The organism is Anaeromassilibacillus sp. An250, assembly GCF_002159845.1.
In the GTDB taxonomy this organism is placed as follows: Bacteria; Bacillota; Clostridia; order Oscillospirales; family Acutalibacteraceae; genus Anaeromassilibacillus; species Anaeromassilibacillus stercoravium.
Genome location: NZ_NFJK01000015.1, coordinates 50,638 through 66,434 on the forward strand (window position 1 = coordinate 50,638; position 15,797 = coordinate 66,434).

Below are 15,797 nucleotides of genomic sequence, written 5' to 3' on the forward strand. Positions count from 1 at the left end.
TCCACCGTATTTTAAAGGCTAGCGTTTTGAAAGGAGTGTTGATCGATGAATCCAGAGATTCAATCTCTCATCCAGCAGGCGGATCAGGCAATCCGTGAGGAACGCTTTGACGACCTGATGGAATTTTACACAGAGGACGCCGTCTTGGTGATCAATGGGGAAAAGGAGGCCCATGGCAAGAAAGCCATCAAGGAAGCTTTCATCCAGATTGCCGCCTATTTCCAGAACAGCCTCGTCCCCACACAGGGAAAAATGCGGATGATCGAAGCGGGAGACACGGTCCTGGTCCTGTCGCAAACGCTTCTGGACGCGGACAATAAGGCGGAATCTGCGTACAGCATGGAGCGCCGTGCGACCTATGTCTATCGCCGCATCGGTGGAAAATGGCTCTGCGCCATTGACAACTCCTATGGGACCGCCCTATTGGATTCCTAATCATCATTCCAAAACAAAGGGAAGCCGCTGTTGATACAGTAGCTTCCCTCTCTTTTTAAGAAAATATCCCATTTCTTCACAAATGGAAAAAGGACACCGCTACCGGCGCTTCATGGCGCGCAGCCGTTCCTTTTCCTCCCTGCAGATTCGCCGGGATTCGGTCATCTTTTGCAACGCCTTGTTGAAAGGGAACGTATCCAGCCGGCTATTGGGCAGATAGGCCATGGTCCGCTCCGGAAAGCGCGCATAGCATTCCGCAAGCGCCCAGGCGACTGCCATCTGCGCATAATACCCCGTATGCCGGACATTGTCCAGGGTCTCCAGGACACGGTCGATGAACGCCTCTTGGATGAAGTGATCCAGGAGCATCACGACGCCGAAGCGCACGTCAAATTCCCGTTCGGAGGAAAAATAGGGCCGCAAAAACGCCCACACCCGTTCCGGATCTTTGCGAACAAACTTCAGGGTATTGCAGAAGCTGTCGCAGGTGGACCAGTCGCCAATCTCCGGGACGAATGACGCCGTATAAGCGAGCAGCTCATCCACGCCAGCCTTTGCATAGCCGATCACCATTCCGCGCAGGAGCGTCTCTTCAAAGCACTTCCCTTTTTCCGCGCGGAAAAAGGCGCGCCAGTCCCCGCGCGCAATCCGCTTTGCCAACCCACGCAGCGCAGGCAGCCGCACGCCCAGCATGGGCGTTCCCCCTGGGATCAGGCCGGAAGCAAACGCCCGATAGTCCGGTTCTGCCATCGCCTGCAATTCCTTCCGGACAGCCTCCCAGTCCCATTCCATATTCAAAGATGCATCAGCGCGCCCCATACCGTCTCTCCAAATCCAAAAGGGTTCTTTTACACTCCAATCCGCCCGCATAGCCTGTCAAGCTGCCGTCCGCCCCCACCACGCGGTGGCAGGGGATAAAAATCGGGATGGGATTGCAGTGGTTCGCCATACCGACTGCGCGGCACGCCTTGGGGCGGCCGATCCGGGCGGCGATTTCCCCATAGGACCGCGTCTGCCCATAGGGGATTTCCTGCAAAGCGCTCCAGACCGCTTTCTGAAACGCCGTACCTTCCGGCGCCAATGGCAAATCGAACATCTTCCGTTCCCCGCGCAGGTATTCCCGGAGCTGCTCCGCCGCTTTGCGAAGCAGTTCCGTTTCGTGTTGCACAACCGTTCCCGGCACCTCTTCGCCGGGAAGCCACAGAAGGGCAATCGCGCCCCCATTTTCTCCAATCGCGATGCGACCGATTTCAGTGTCGTATAGAAACAGACCGTCCACGTTTTAAAATCCTTCCTTTTCCGGTTTTATCGCGCGGGTTGCGATATAGGTGGGCGTGAAGTCCCGCAGGCGTCCCTGGCCGGGCCGGTCGCGGTCGTCAAAGAGGTCGGTCAGCCGAAGCCCCGCTTTTAACTGACCGCCGATCTGCTCTTCCAGCGAATGGCTGAATTGCATGCCGTCCCCGTCCCGCATCAGCTTTTCACATTGCTCCGGGTTTTTTAACGGGTTAAACGGAAGCGCATTTTCCACCACAAGCGTTTGATCGTCGTTGAACAAGTAGGGAATCCCATTGTCCATCCCCGCCAGAAGGACGCCGCCCGGCTTGAGAATGCGGTAACATTCCCGCCATACCTGGTATACATCCTCGATGTAGCAATTGGAGACCGGATGGAAAATCACGTCAAACTGGCCGTCCGGGAAGGGCAAGGGCTTGGTCATATCGCCGCGCACAATCTGGATGGAATAGCCCTCGCGTTCCGCCACCATCCGCTCGCTTTCCAGTTGCTTTTTGGAATAGTCAAACACCGTACAATTTGCGCCCAAAGCGGCAAAAACCGGCATCTGCTGTGCGCCGCCGCTGGCCAACCCCAAAAGCTGCGCCCCCTTGAGCGCTGGAAACCAGCTGTGCGGCACCGGGCGCATCGGCGTGAGATATACGTCCCATGTCCCGTTTTTTGCCGCCAAATAGTCCTCGTGGGAGATCGGGATTCCCCATTCGATCCCGTCCTCAACCCACTGATCCCACTGTTCCGCGTTATATTTTGTGTACTGTTCTCGATTCATCGGTTTCCCCTCTTTCTTGGCTGGTTTCATCATTGCTATTTCTATTATAAAGCCGTATCCCAATCTCTGCAAATCCTTTTGCGGAATTTTCATGCATTCCTTTCCAGCCCGCGAACCAAACAAATTTTATCCGGCCCTCAATTGCCCCGAAAAAATGCACGCCAAAGGGCCTGCCTTGGAGATTTTCCTCCAAGGCAGGCCCTTCCCTTTTTATTTTGCCTGATAGATAATCAAAAGCTGCCCATCTTCATCGGTGCGGACCTTGGCGCGTACGCCGTATACCTCTTCGATCATCCGCTCTGTAAGCACCTCGCGCGGCGTTCCTCTGCTATAAATTTGACCATCCTTGACCACATAGATGACGTCGCTGTACATGGCCGCCAGGTTTAAGTCGTGAAAAGCGGATAGGACCGTCTTATGCATGGACTTGACGATGTTGAGCAATTGCAGCTGGTATTTGATGTCCAAATGGTTGGTGGGCTCGTCGAGAATCAAAGCCTCTGTGCGCTGCGCCAGTGCGCGCGCCAAAATCACACGCTGTTGTTCCCCACCGGACAGGCTGGAAAACGGGCGGTTTTCCAGCACCTCCATGCCCACCTGCTTCAGGGCTTCGCGCATGATCGCATAGTCCTCCGCTGTATCGCGGTCCATCGCGCGCTTATGCGGCGCGCGCCCCATCAGCACCATATCCTTTACCAGAAAATCAAAATCATAGGCATTGTGCTGTGCAACCACGCCCAAGCGTTTTGCAGCCTCTTTATGGCTCATATGGGAAAGCGGTTCCCCGTCCAGCCGGATGCAGCCCATCTTGGGCTGCAATACGCGATAGATACATTTCAAAAAGGTGCTCTTCCCACTGCCGTTCGGCCCAATCAGCCCGACAAAACAACCGTCCTCCGCGCGCAGGGAGATGTCCTTTAAAATTTGCGTGCTTCCCCAGGAGAACGAAAGGCCCTCTGCATCAATCCTCATGACGGCCTCCCTCCAAACTGATAAGTCTTTTTGACAAGCAGCAGGACAAACGCCGGCGCCCCCACAATCGAAATCAGGATTCCAATCGGCAACTCCGCATTTGGAAGGATCGTCCGGGCCACCACATCGGCCCAAACCAGGAAGATGCCGCCCGCCAGAGCGGACAGGGGCAACAGCTTCCGATGATCCACGCCGAACAGCACGCGGATTACATGAGGGATCATCAACCCTACAAATCCGATGACGCCCGATGCATAGACAACGAAGCCGACCACCAGCGAGGCCATCACCAGATACACTTGCCGGTAACGGCGCAAATTGGTCCCCAGCGTGATAGCCGTATCGTCCCCCAGCAGCATGAGATTGAGCGTGCGGCTCTGCGTCAAGAAAAAGGCGATCGCCAGAAGCACAACCAAAAAAATCACGCCGTTGCTCTCCCATTCCGCCCCCGCCAAGCTGCCCATCAGCCAGAAGGTGACCGTCATAAAGCGGCCGGGATCGTCCGCCACATAGACGATAAAATTGGAAATGGCAGAACAAACCGAACTGAGCGCCACGCCCGCCAGGACCAATTTGACCGGCGTTGCACGGCCTCCAAGGTGGGAAAGCCCGATGACGGCAAAGGATACGCCCAACGCGCCCAAAAAGGCGCAGACGCCGACGCTATTCGAGCCAAAGGCGCCGATCCCCAGCAGGATTGCCGCCGTTGCGCCCAAGGATGCGCCGGAAGAAATCCCCAGGATATACGGGTCCGCCAGCGGGTTTTGCACGACGGCCTGCATCACAACACCCACGGTCGCCAATCCCATGCCGACCGCCACCCCCAGCACGATCCGGGGCAACCGGATATACCAGACGATGTCGTGGGCGGCCCCTTGCGCCAGCGTTGCGGGGTCCCCGATGTGGAACCATTCAAACAGGATGACTTCATACACCTGGCGCACCGTCAGGTCCGCGGACCCGACGGTCACAGCAAAAAGCACGGACCCCACCAGAACTACCAGCAAAAGGACGACTGCGCAGAGATATGCCGGTATTCCGTGAAACACGCCGGTTGTAAGGCGCTGGGACAGGGTTTTATCCGTGCTTGGGCGTTTCCCAAGAACGGGTTTATCCCCCCGCTGCATCTTATGCCTCAATCCCATAGAGGCTCTTGAGGAATAGTTTTACCGTATCTTTGGTGCGGACCCCGGGCGCATACGCCAGACTGTATTCCACCGGATAGATACGGCCGTTTTTGACCGCGTCCACGCTGGCCAATGCAGGATTTTCCGTATACAGGGCAATTGCCTCTTCGTCCGAAACAGAGCTCACATGTACGGCGAAAATCGCTTCCGGGTTGGCATCCACGATCTCCTCATCGGTCCATCCCGCCTGGCCAAGCGGTTCGGCGCCCATCTGCGCCGCAATATCGCCCGCAGCTGTCTTAGCATGATAGATGTCGTATTCGCCCTCCCATTTTTCTGCGATCAAGATGCGTTGGGGCTCTTTTCCCTCCGCGGCCTGCTTTCCCTGGTCGACATATTGCTGGATATCGGCGATGATTTCTTCCGCCTTCTCCTGGCGGTTATAAATTTTTGCAAGATTCCGGATATCCTGATACTCATTCTCCAAGGATTCGTCCCCACGCAGCACGCTATTAATGGTCGTATAGGTTCCGATTCCACGGTCATGCCAAAAATCGACGTCCCCCATGCGATCCTCCATATTGAACAAGGAATACCACCCGATGACCATGTCGGGCTCCAAACTCAAAGCGTATTCCTTGACAAAATAGCCGACGTCCTGGTGATTTTTTAGAAGATCCAGCTTGGCAAATTCCTCTGCATACTCCGGCAGTACGCTGCTACAATCCGCCACCATTTCAATTTTATCACCAAGGCCGAGCGCCAGAAGAATTTCCACATTGTTCCTCCCATAGACCAACGTCTTTTCCGGGCATTTCTCAAAGGTATAGGGCACCAGTTCCTGCGCGTTGTTATACACCTCTACGGTCACGGGATAATAATCGGACTCGTCTTGGGATGCCTCCTGTGAGGAGGCGTCCAAACCGGCCGGTTCACTGGAGGACACGCTCTCCAATTGGGAGGACGTCTGCGGGCCGCTGCTACAGGCTGTAACGCTAAGCAGCATAGAAAGCGCCAACAGGGATGCAAGGATTCTCTTTTTCATGATTTTTCCACTCCTTTTTCGATCTGAAATCACTTCGTTCTTCCGTGACAAAAGACAACAAAAACGCCCGCAACGAGTGTTGCGGGCGGGGCTTCCAGACCGTCAAAAGGGTATACGTCCCCCTTGGGCGTTTTCTGGCAACCGGCTCCGTCGTCCGCAGAATGGCCACCGAGTCCATGGCAGGTCTTCTGACTGATGCATCCACACCATCTTCCGCCTTCTCAACAGGAATTCTATCAATGGCATCTTGGAAGTGGCTCCGCAATCACAGCAACGGGATTGTACAAGATTCGCACTTGTTTCCCTTTTCATCAAACCCTCGTGTGGTTTGAACCATGGACCCATTTGATTCTTTTGTCGTTTTCAGTATAAAACACGGTATGGGAAATGTCAACGATCTCCATGAACTGCAGACGCGCAGCGTCTTTCGCGGACGCACAGCGTCTCTCGCGCCTACGGCGGACGCATGGCGTCTTTTCGCGCCTACGGCGGACGCATGGCGTCTTTTCGCGCCTACGGCGTTCCCTACGAAAGCAAGCTGTAAGGAGTTTGCTTTCCGCTCCATATGGGAAGGCCCTACAGAGGCAAGCGAAAATTTTCATACAGGCAAAAATTACAGTCCCACCACATGTGAGAAATAGAAGGATAAAACATAGCAAGTCCCTCACCCTGGGAATTCCCAGGGTGAGGGACTTGCTGTTTATCAGGAAAAAAACTTCCCTTTTCTTTCGATGTCTCGTCCACGATTACGCAATCGTCACCGTGCAATGGACGCACAGCGTCTTTTCGCGCCTACGGCGGGCACACAGTGCCTTCCGCGCCTACGGCGTTCCCTACGGAAGCAAACCGCAAAGAGTTTGCTTTCTGCTCCATATTGGAAGCCCTAAAGAAACACTTAGCCAATCGTCACGGCACAATGCTTAACAGCGTTCTGGCCCGGCAGGGTGGTGTAAACGCCCGTGCTCTGGCCCGGCGTGCCGGTTGCATAGACTCTGTAATAATAGTCGTTGCCAACCTTCGCCACAAACTGCGTCTTGAGCACATCGCCGTTGCCGACCGTGAAGCCCGGCGTCATGGCGTTGCCGTTGACGACCGTCATCTTGAAGCAGTACGCGCTGCCTCTCTTCAAGGTGAAGTTGACCGTCGTGTCGGAAACCACATAGGCATTCGCTGCCACGCTCTGGCTTGCGGATACCACGCCCGCTGCGCCGTATGCGTTGCCGACGTTTGCAGATGTGCTGCCGCTGTTCTTCGAGTCCGTGGAGGTACTCTTTTCGACCAAGCCGTCGATGCTGCTTTCCAATGCTTCGACTGCATCGGCAACCTCTTCTTCGGTCGCCTGATCGTCGTTCAAAACTGCCTTTGCCGTGCTCAATGCGGCCTTCATCGTTGCCACGCTCTTCGCCGTGTACTTATTGGTGTTGATCGCTTCAGCTTCCCCGATCAATGCTTCCAGCGCATCCTTATCCGGGATCAGGCGCAGGGCGGAAATCGCTGCCGTAAGGTCTTTCACTGCGGTATCCACCGCATCCTGCGTTGCGTTTGCATCTTCCAGCACGGTCTTTGCTTCGGCCAGGATGGTCTCAAAGCTTGTCCATGCGTCGTTCTGGATGTACTGATCTGCATTTTCGACAATGCTGTCGCCCTTGAGGACCAGCGCTTCCAGCTCGGTGATGTCTGCGCGGTAGACCAAGCCATAAATGGCGTCATACAGCGCATCCACCGCTGCGGTGATGTCCGCTTCCAGGACTTCTTCATCGCCCAGCAGGTCTTCCGCCGCCGCATACGCTTCGTCCAGCGCATCCAGGCTGTCCGGCGTAAACAGGTCGCGGTTGATGGAATCTGCGATTTCCATCGGGATCTCCAGCTGGCTCTTGTCGCCTGCGACAAAGCTCAGGTAGTGCAACGCGTCGATCAAGTCGCTCCATGCGGTGTTGATCTCGTCCTGCGTTGCGGTCTTCTTTGCTTCGACGTCCTTCGCTGCCTGCAATGCCGCTTCGTACTTCTCCTGCACGGACGGTACGGCTTCCGCTGCTTCGTCCGCTCTGCCTTCTGCAATCTCAATGGCAGCGCGCAGGTTCTGCTTGTCTACCACTGTGAAGCCAAGCTCGATCGTGGTGTCCGCGTTCGGCATGGCTGCGCTGTACACATACTCGGCAACGTCAAAGCTGTCTTCCGCAATGGCTTCGCCATTCACGGTGACGCCTGCGATCTCGCGGCCTTCTACGCGCGGCGTAAAGGTCAGCTCGAGCGCATCTCCCGCCATTACGACATCTTTATATGCGCCGATCAGGTTGGCAATCGTCTGGCTTTCGCCATCGATGCTCAGTTCGACGGTGTTCGGGAAGGTGACCGTCAGCATGTGCTCGCTCGGCTCTTCCTCCACTTCGCCGGTCAGGGCAATCCAGCTCAGGACCGGGTCGGGGTTGTTGGAATTCTGTCTCTGAACGCTGATGGTGACATCCGCGTCGTTTTCTACCGTAAACTGGAACAGATAAGCCTGTTCGCCGGAATTGGTGAATGTGCCAATCGTAGTCTCAACCGTCTGCCCGTCCGCGCCTTCATAAGAAACAACGACCTTCATCGGGCGGGATGTACTCCACCACTCCTGGAAACCAAGGGAAACCTGATACTCGCCGGCCTTTAACGGCAGCTTGTAATCGATATTCTTGCCGCCCTTTGCCCAGAAACCGCTGGTATAAGCGTCCTGGCTTTCCGGATTCTTGGGTGCGATGTCGTCATCGGTGCCGGTATAGCCCCAGCTACCCTCGGTATAGGCTTGGTCATACGCCTCGGTATTGACCAGGTTCGGGGCCATCTCTTTGATGACATCGTACAGCTCGGAGCCATTCGTAGCGCCGCTGTCGATAAAGTAAAGCAGGTTCTCCGGGATGTCAACGACATTGGCCGTTATCGTAAGGCCATTGGCGTCTTCCAGCGTGCCGGTTACCGTATTTTCTGCGCCCGGAATCAGCGAGCTGAAATCCCAGGAGACATTGACGTCCTTGGTCACCCACCCCTCATCCTCACGGATGCTGACGTTTACCTGCTCCGGCAGGTTCTCGGTGCCATAATAGATATCATCCATCTCGCTGTTCAGCTTGATGTTGTTGATGGAATCAAATACGCTGAGATCCCAATCGTTGTATTCCTGGAGGCTGATATTCCCTCTGGCGTCGATCTGCACCGGCAGCCAGATATAACGGGAATCTGCAAGCGCTTCCGCGCTGAAATCCTGTTCTTTTCCATAACCCCAGCGGTCGCCCATGTAGATGAACTTGCCGTTCTCCGGGTCCACCGGGATCACATTGGTGCTCTGGGACCAGAAGGTCTTCCCATCGGTATCGCCGATGCAAGGATCGCCCATGTCGGTCCACTCGCCGAGAATTTCGTCGGCCTTCCAATAGCGGGCCGGGTTCGGGCTCCAGCCGGTTGCGCCGGAGGTAATCATGTAATAGGTGCCGTCATACTTGAACAGGGCCGGCGCTTCGCGCTGCCCGCCCGGGAACAGGCGGACGAAGTCCACGCCGTTCTTTGCCAGGCCGACCGGCTCCTGCGGCACGTCGAGGTCCGTGTACTCGTCGTTCAAGCGGGAGATAAACATCGTGCGGTTCTCTTCGCTGGAATAGATGATATACGCCGTCCCGTCGTCGTCGATAAACAGGTTCATGTCGCGGGCAAAACCGCGGTTCTGCGGCTCTTCATACCAGTCGAGCACGCCGTTGTCCTCCAGATACTCCTCTTCCGGAAGCTGGTGCAAACGGGAGCGGCGGATAAAGGTGAACGGGCCGTTCGGCGTATCGCTGATCGCCATGCCCGCTGCTGCTGCCGCGTAGCTGGAAGTGGACTCCTCGGTGGGGCCGTCCGCATGGAACCAGATGATGTACTTTTCGGTTGCCTCGTTATAAATCATCTTCGGGCGCTCGATAATCGCCGTGTCCTTGTTGATGCAGAGGTAGACATAATCCTTCTCTTCTTCGGTCAGGTCGCCGTAGAGGGCTGTGAAATACGGGTCCGTATCCAACGCCTCACGGTTCGGGACCGAACGCATCACATAGCCTTCGAACGTCCAGTTGTACAGGTCGTCGGAGGAATACGCGCTGATGCCATTGCTGTGGCTTCCGGTCGTCTTATCCTCGCCAACCCACCACCATTTTTCCGTTCCATCGGGCATGGGCAATTTCTGCACCTGTCCGCCGTGCGCCTGGATGGGCTTGCCGTTGGTGTCCTTCCATACATCGCCGTTGACGCCGGAGAAGGAATCATAGGTTTCGATGGAGCGCAGGTCGGAGTAGACCGTGTCCAGATGCTCGCAGGTCTCTTTCACGTCTGCAGGGCTCGGGTTGTCCTGCGCCGCCAACTCCTTCGCAGATGCCAGGACAGCGTTCAGGGCCTGGAGGTTGTCCTCCTTATTTTCTTCGCCCACATAGAGCTCGCCAAGGGGCTCTTCTGCATAGACAACGCCGGCCGCCTGGTCCGCTTCCACCTTGCCCTCGATCTCCGCGATCTTATCCGTCAAAGTGGCCTTGTCATACACTTCGCCACGCTTGACCAGGATGTAGCTGAGGATGGGGTCTCCATCCGCAGAGGTACGCTTGGAGTTATGGACAAATACGTTCAGCTCGCCGTCCGTGACCATAATCTCCGAAGTGCGCTCAAACGTCGCATTGGTCGCCGAGCCGCCGGGCACGCTGGCCTGATCCGTAGTGCGGGTGCCTTCCAGATCGATGTCCACCGTTCTGGCGCCCCACCAACCGGGGATCTTAATGCCAACAGTGACTTCATAGCTGCCGTTTTCCACAGCAAAGTTATACCGGAAGCCGCTGGTCTCCGGGTCATACTGGATGCTGTCGCTGGTGTACCAGTACGTATCGGTCTTGACAACGCTGTCTGCATTGCCGCCGCGGACCATGTATTCGTCTTCTACATAGCCCCAGGCGTTCCCCGTCCCAGCGTCCTCGCCATAGGGCTGGTCCGTCACGGACTGGTACTCGCCCATGGCGTCCCCCTCCGCCACGTCCGCCACATTGGTTGCGGCGCAGTTGACGAAGTAGAGCAGGTCTCCGGGTTCCCCGCTCTCGGTTGCCGCCAGTGCCGGCGCAGAAACAAAAGTCTGCAACAGCATGCACAAGCAGAGCAGCAGAGGCAGGGCCCTGCGTTTGGTTCTCTTCATGTTTGCGTTTCTCCTTCCTATTGCCTTTCTTCTGTCCTGGCTTTTCAGCCTTCTCTACAAACCGCCTCGCCGGCGGCCGTATGCAAATTAAGAGTGGAGGACGGAAGCGCGCGCCTGTGTCTGGGCGTTTTTGAGCGTCTCATCCATATCGGCCCCCTGCATAATGGATTGCAGGCTCTGGGCGATGATGTCCTCCATGGTATAGGTATACAGCCCATAATTGACCGGCGGGATCTGCTCGGTCCAGGCCGCAAGATCCTCATAGATCCGCTGGCCTCCAAAAAATTCACTGGGCTCACTTCGGTATTTCAAATCCTTTGCGGACTTCATGGTGCTCACCAAGCTGATGTCCTTCACCAGGTCGTCGATCAACTGCTCGTTGGAAGCAAAGGTCTTCCCCAAGAAGTCCACCGCCAGGTCCGCACCCGGGACGCTGCTCAATACATACCAGCTCCCGCCGCCAATGCTGGAAGCATTGACCGATTCGGGGATGCCGTCCAACCGCGGGATCGGCGCCACGGCCCATTTGCCGCTCTGCTCCTCCGCTTTCACAATATTGGACATCACCCAACAGCCCGAGGGGACGCTGGCGACCTCTCCCTCCTGGAAAGCCTTCACAAACGGGTCCCAGCCGGACACCTGCAATGCAATCCCGGAATCCACCATGCGCTGGTACGTGGAAAGCGACGCCTTGAGCACTTCATTTTCCGCAATGTCCACGCTCTCGCCGTCCTCTTTTACATACCATGCCCCGGCGGACTGCATCATGATGCGCACCTGGCCCAGGTCGCTGGGGTCCAACGTCAACATATATTTGCCGGTCGCCGCTTTGACGTCCTTACCGATTTCAATGTATTCGTTCCAAGTCAGGTTCTGCATGTCCTCCTGCGTGTATCCCGCCGCTTGGAGGTAATCCGTGCGGTAAAACAGGGCGGCTGCGCCGCTGTCAAACGGGACGCCATAGATCTTACCCTCCTCCGTCATGACACGGAGCTTATATTCCATAAATTTATTGGGGTCCACAATGGAGGAAAGGTCCCGGAACTCCCCGGGGTACGACTTCAGGAAATTCTGGATCCGGTAATCCTCAATCAGGACAATGTTGGGCAGCCCTTCATAGTTGGAGGAGGAAAACGCGGTATTGAGCCGGGTGATGATGTCCGTCTGGGCCATGGTGACGATGTCAACCTGGACGCCCGGATCGGTCTTTGCATAATACGCCTTTGCCAAATTCGCCGCCTTCACATTGAAGGTATCGTCCCAAGCCCATATGGTCAATGTATGTTCTTCTGCCTCCATGGCCGGCTGTTCCGCCGGTCCACCACCGGTTTTTGCACAGGCTGTCAACCCCCACAACAGGCAAAAAGCCAGCGCCAGGGCCAGCAAACGGGAACAACGCATGCTAACCCCTCCTGTCATATTCTGCAAGCCCTTTTTGACAGCGCCCATAAGAGGGGCGGCTTGCATAAACGCATTGTTTCTTTTCATCTGTATCTTATTTTACTAAAAACCAATCCATAGGTATTAGCAATTTCTTTCTCTCATTTGGTATTTTTTTTAGATGTTTTTTCATAGACATTTGTACTTTTTTTATAAATTGGTAGGATCTTTGGATTCTTTCTCCTGCGCCGGGATCGTGATGGTGACTGCCGTGCCCTTGCCCGGTTCACTGGAAATGGAAACGCCGTACTGCGCGCCATAGAGGAGCTTGATCCGGTCGTCTACATTTTTGATGCCAATCCCGGTGAAGTGGTCTGCTTTCCCGCCGGTGGACAGCGTGCGGCCGACCTCCTCCTGTTTCATGCCGGAGCCATTGTCGATGATTTCGCTGACCAGGTCATTCCCGCGGCGGCGGACCGACACAAAGATGCTCCCTTCCTCCGCCCCGCTGAACGCATGGAAAAATGCGTTCTCCACAAACGGCTGCAAGGTCAGCTTGGGCATCAGGCAGTTGCGGCAGTCCTCGGCCAGCGAAAACCGGACCTGAATCTGCTCCCCAAAGCGCAAATGCTGCAAAAAGACGTAATCCTTTAAGTTGTCGAGTTCCTCGGCCGCAGGGATGCGTTCCTCGCGTTTGCTGATGGTCCCGCGCAGCAGGCGGCTAAACGAATCGATCGCCTGCACAGCGCTTTCGGAATTGCCCTGCCAGATCATCCATTTCAGGGAGGCGAGCGTATTGTAGATAAAGTGCGGGTTGATCTGCATTTGCAGGGCGCGGATCTCCGCCTCGCGCTTTTCGTCCTCGATGGTCATGATCTGCTCCATGTAACTGTCGAGGCCATCCAACATGTAATTGAACGCCGTTGCAAGTTCCCGCACCTCATAGTTGCCTTCCACGGGGATGTGCCGGCTAAAATCCCCCTGCGTTACCTGTTTCATCTCTGCGACCAGGGAATGGATCGGCCGCGTCGTTTTGCGCACCACGAGGAACATGATGGCAAACACGCACAGGACCACCAACAACGTCATAATTTCAATGGGCTTGTAGCTGCCGACCGCGCGCAGGATGCTTTCGCGGTCGATCAATCCAACCAAATGGAAATTCCAATGGGGGATCTCCTGGGCAACCACGGCCATCTGGCGCCCGGACTGGACGATCTCCCCATAGGGCAGGCTGTTTTCTTCCACCTGTTGCGCCGTCTCCAAAAGCTCCAGATTTTTAAAGCCGATGAGTTCCTTTTGGGTGGATGAGATAATGCGCCCTTCGCTGTCCAGCAGCATCAGGCTGTTTGCGTCGCTGCTGAAACTGCTGTAAAAATCGCGCAGGACCTCCTGCGGGATGACCACATAGGCATATCCGTAGTTCGATTGCCCGCCGGCATAATTCAGGCCTGTACTGGCAACGATGGCGCTGTCCCCCTGGGTCAGCGTGGTGAAGCCGTCGTCTACATATTGATAAAGGATGCGGTTGGGCTGGCGGCGCGTCTCCTGTGTGACCGCGCTGTCCAGCAATTCTTCGACTGAAACGGTCAGCCCGGCATCGCTGCTCAAATAGCTGCTGCCGTTGACGCCCACCAGCACAATGCTCATCTTCTCAAAATAATCCGGCGGCAGGGCGTGTTCGAGGTTCCACACCATGCTGTACTGCGTGTACGACGCGGTCGCGGAGCTGCGGTCCTCGCTGGTGAGATAGCTCCGGAAGGCCCAGTTGTTCTTGATCACGCTCATGATTTCGGAAATCTCATCGTTGAACCGGCCCATATTTTCCCGAATCTGCCCGATGATCTGGGAATTGGACTCCGTAAAGGTGTCCACATATACGTCCTCGGACGCCCGGATAGAAATACTGAGCGTCAATGTAGCAACGCATATGACGCTCAGCAGCATGACCGATAGAATTTTCAGCAGCAAACTATTGGACCGCAGTTTTTCTAAGATTTTTTCCATCGTTTCCCTCCAACCGCGGCGCCGCATTGGCGGCGGAACTCGCTCGGCGTTTTCCCGGTGAATTTCTTGAACACCTTACAGAAATAACTGTGATCCCCATAGCCGACCATCCCGCACACCTCGGACACCGGAATATCGCCCTTGCGCAGGAGTTCCTCCGCGCGGCGGATGCGGGCGCGGTTCAGATATTCACTGAACCCCTCCCGGCTGTTGGCGCTGAAATACGAGGACAGGTAAGAATAATTAAAATTGAATCGCTTGGCGACATCGTTGAGGGTCAGCGCCTCGGCGCAGTGTTCCTCCACATAGTCGAGGATCTCCTGGACGGAACGCTTCCCTTGCCGCGGCGCCCGCTCTTCAAACAGCGTGAGGAAATCGGCCCGGATGCAGCCAAAGGCTTCCAGGAGATCTTCCGCGAATTTTGCTTCGCTGATCCGGATAAAACAGTCGCGCTTGAGGGAAGCGATGCGTTCCGCATCCATGCCGCTTTCCTCCCAAAAGGCCAACATCTGATAGAGCGCATCCTGCACCAGGGATTTGAGTTCGAATTCCCCGGGGGCATGCCGGTCAACCGCCCGCCGCAGCCAGGCGTCCAATTGTTCCAGCGCCTGACGCATATCGGATGCGCGGACCAATGCGTTGAATCTTGCGGCGTCGAACGGCTCTGCGGCGGCAGGGGCAAACGCATCCTCCCCCTGGATGAACACGTCCCGGCAATAAAAGCGCTGCCGGGAGAGCGCGGCCAGGCGGGTATAGGTCTCTTTGAGCAGGCCCAATCCACTGAACTCCCTGGTGTAGACATAAAAGGCGCGCGGCGACTTTACGCGTACGGCGGCCACCAGCTTTCTGACGCGCTCCGTCAACGAGCGGTACGGCTCCGCCGCATAATTGACGATCATCAGCAAAAACTTGCGGTCGATCGTGGCCACCCGCGCGGTTACGCCGGGCAGGAACTCCTCCGCGCCGGCTGCCAAAATCCCGGCCTCCCGGCTGAGATTGGCCGCATTCCCCAGCACATAGGGGACATTCATCCCCACCAGGAAAAAGTGCGGATAAGGAAATACCTTGCGCAACTTTTCCAGAGCGTCCGGCGCGGGGAACCCGGACAGTGCCTGGTTGATGACGCTCTCGAACGAATCCCCTCCCCCACGGGTGAGCACGAAATCCGGAATCTGCCCAGCCGCCTTACAGAGGGTCGCCAGCAATTCCTGCTGGTTCAGCGTGGGCTTGAGGATGTAGTCCACCGCGCCGTGCTGGAAGATGGATTTTACATATTCAAAGTCGCTGTAGCCGCTCAACACAATGACGCGGGTTTCCGGATACCGCTCCTGGATGGCCTGGGTCAGGGCGATCCCATCCATCACCGGCATGACCACGTCCGTCAGCACAATCTGCGGCTTCAATTCCTCGATCCGGGCCAAGGCTTCCTCCCCATTGGACGCTTCCCCCACGATCTGGAACCCCTCCTGCTCCCAATGGATCATGCCCTTGATCCCCTGACGGGTGAGATATTCATCCTCAACGATCAAGATGCGGCAATAGGTAGACATCCTGCTCCCCCTCCCCGCCGTCCAGCGGTTTTTTCACCCTTATTAT

The 15,797-nt window shown here is 56.1% G+C and carries 12 protein-coding genes and 1 riboswitch; of the genes, 1 reads left to right on the forward strand and 11 read right to left on the reverse strand.

Annotated features, from left to right (window positions below; genetic code table 11):
- Positions 1 to 45: 45 nt before the first annotated feature.
- On the forward strand, positions 46 to 435 hold the full coding sequence (locus tag B5F54_RS12810) for a YybH family protein (RefSeq protein ID WP_087234649.1): 390 nt from the start codon (positions 46 to 48) through the stop codon (positions 433 to 435).
- A 99-nt stretch (positions 436 to 534) separates the two neighbouring features.
- On the opposite strand, the gene B5F54_RS12815 is transcribed toward B5F54_RS12810, so the two are convergent.
- From B5F54_RS12815 to B5F54_RS12860, 11 genes are all read right to left on the reverse strand, one after another.
- Positions 535 to 1,254, reverse strand: coding sequence for a DNA alkylation repair protein (locus tag B5F54_RS12815; protein WP_242969701.1), 720 nt, complete (start codon positions 1,252 to 1,254; stop codon positions 535 to 537).
- The gene (locus B5F54_RS18155; RefSeq protein WP_087234650.1) at positions 1,241 to 1,714 is read right to left on the reverse strand and encodes a methylated-DNA--[protein]-cysteine S-methyltransferase; all 474 of its coding nucleotides are present in this window, start codon (positions 1,712 to 1,714) and stop codon (positions 1,241 to 1,243) included. The genes B5F54_RS12815 and B5F54_RS18155 overlap by 14 nt, the downstream gene beginning before the upstream one ends.
- A 3-nt stretch (positions 1,715 to 1,717) precedes the next feature.
- Positions 1,718 to 2,497, reverse strand: coding sequence for a class I SAM-dependent methyltransferase (locus tag B5F54_RS12825; RefSeq protein ID WP_087234682.1), 780 nt, complete (start codon positions 2,495 to 2,497; stop codon positions 1,718 to 1,720).
- Positions 2,469 to 2,690 carry a hypothetical protein gene (locus B5F54_RS17710; RefSeq protein WP_172749734.1) on the reverse strand — a complete coding sequence of 74 codons (222 nt, stop codon included), beginning with the start codon at positions 2,688 to 2,690 and terminating at the stop codon, positions 2,469 to 2,471. The genes B5F54_RS12825 and B5F54_RS17710 overlap by 29 nt, the downstream gene beginning before the upstream one ends.
- Before the next feature lie 17 nt (positions 2,691 to 2,707).
- The gene (locus B5F54_RS12830) at positions 2,708 to 3,469 is read right to left on the reverse strand and encodes an ABC transporter ATP-binding protein (protein ID WP_087234651.1); all 762 of its coding nucleotides are present in this window, start codon (positions 3,467 to 3,469) and stop codon (positions 2,708 to 2,710) included.
- A complete protein-coding gene (locus tag B5F54_RS12835) occupies positions 3,466 to 4,614 on the reverse strand; it encodes a FecCD family ABC transporter permease (protein WP_242969702.1) in 1,149 nt (382 codons plus the stop codon). The genes B5F54_RS12830 and B5F54_RS12835 overlap by 4 nt, the downstream gene beginning before the upstream one ends.
- Positions 4,598 to 5,641, reverse strand: coding sequence for an ABC transporter substrate-binding protein (locus tag B5F54_RS12840; RefSeq protein ID WP_087234653.1), 1,044 nt, complete (start codon positions 5,639 to 5,641; stop codon positions 4,598 to 4,600). The genes B5F54_RS12835 and B5F54_RS12840 overlap by 17 nt, the downstream gene beginning before the upstream one ends.
- Before the next feature lie 161 nt (positions 5,642 to 5,802).
- Positions 5,803 to 5,994, reverse strand: a riboswitch (cobalamin riboswitch).
- 542 nt (positions 5,995 to 6,536) lie between these two features.
- Positions 6,537 to 10,814, reverse strand: a complete 4,278-nt coding sequence (locus B5F54_RS12845) for a family 43 glycosylhydrolase (protein ID WP_087234654.1) — start codon at positions 10,812 to 10,814, stop codon at positions 6,537 to 6,539.
- 87 nt (positions 10,815 to 10,901) lie between these two features.
- Complete coding sequence (locus tag B5F54_RS12850) at positions 10,902 to 12,215, reverse strand: ABC transporter substrate-binding protein (RefSeq protein ID WP_087234655.1); 1,314 nt, start codon at positions 12,213 to 12,215, stop codon at positions 10,902 to 10,904.
- Between the two features lie 189 nt (positions 12,216 to 12,404).
- Positions 12,405 to 14,201 (reverse strand): cache domain-containing sensor histidine kinase, encoded by a 1,797-nt coding sequence (locus B5F54_RS12855; RefSeq protein WP_172749735.1) that lies wholly within the window; start codon positions 14,199 to 14,201, stop codon positions 12,405 to 12,407.
- Positions 14,186 to 15,751 carry a response regulator transcription factor gene (locus B5F54_RS12860; protein ID WP_087234657.1) on the reverse strand — a complete coding sequence of 522 codons (1,566 nt, stop codon included), beginning with the start codon at positions 15,749 to 15,751 and terminating at the stop codon, positions 14,186 to 14,188. Before B5F54_RS12860 ends, B5F54_RS12855 begins: the two co-directional genes overlap by 16 nt.
- Positions 15,752 to 15,797 lie beyond the last annotated feature (46 nt).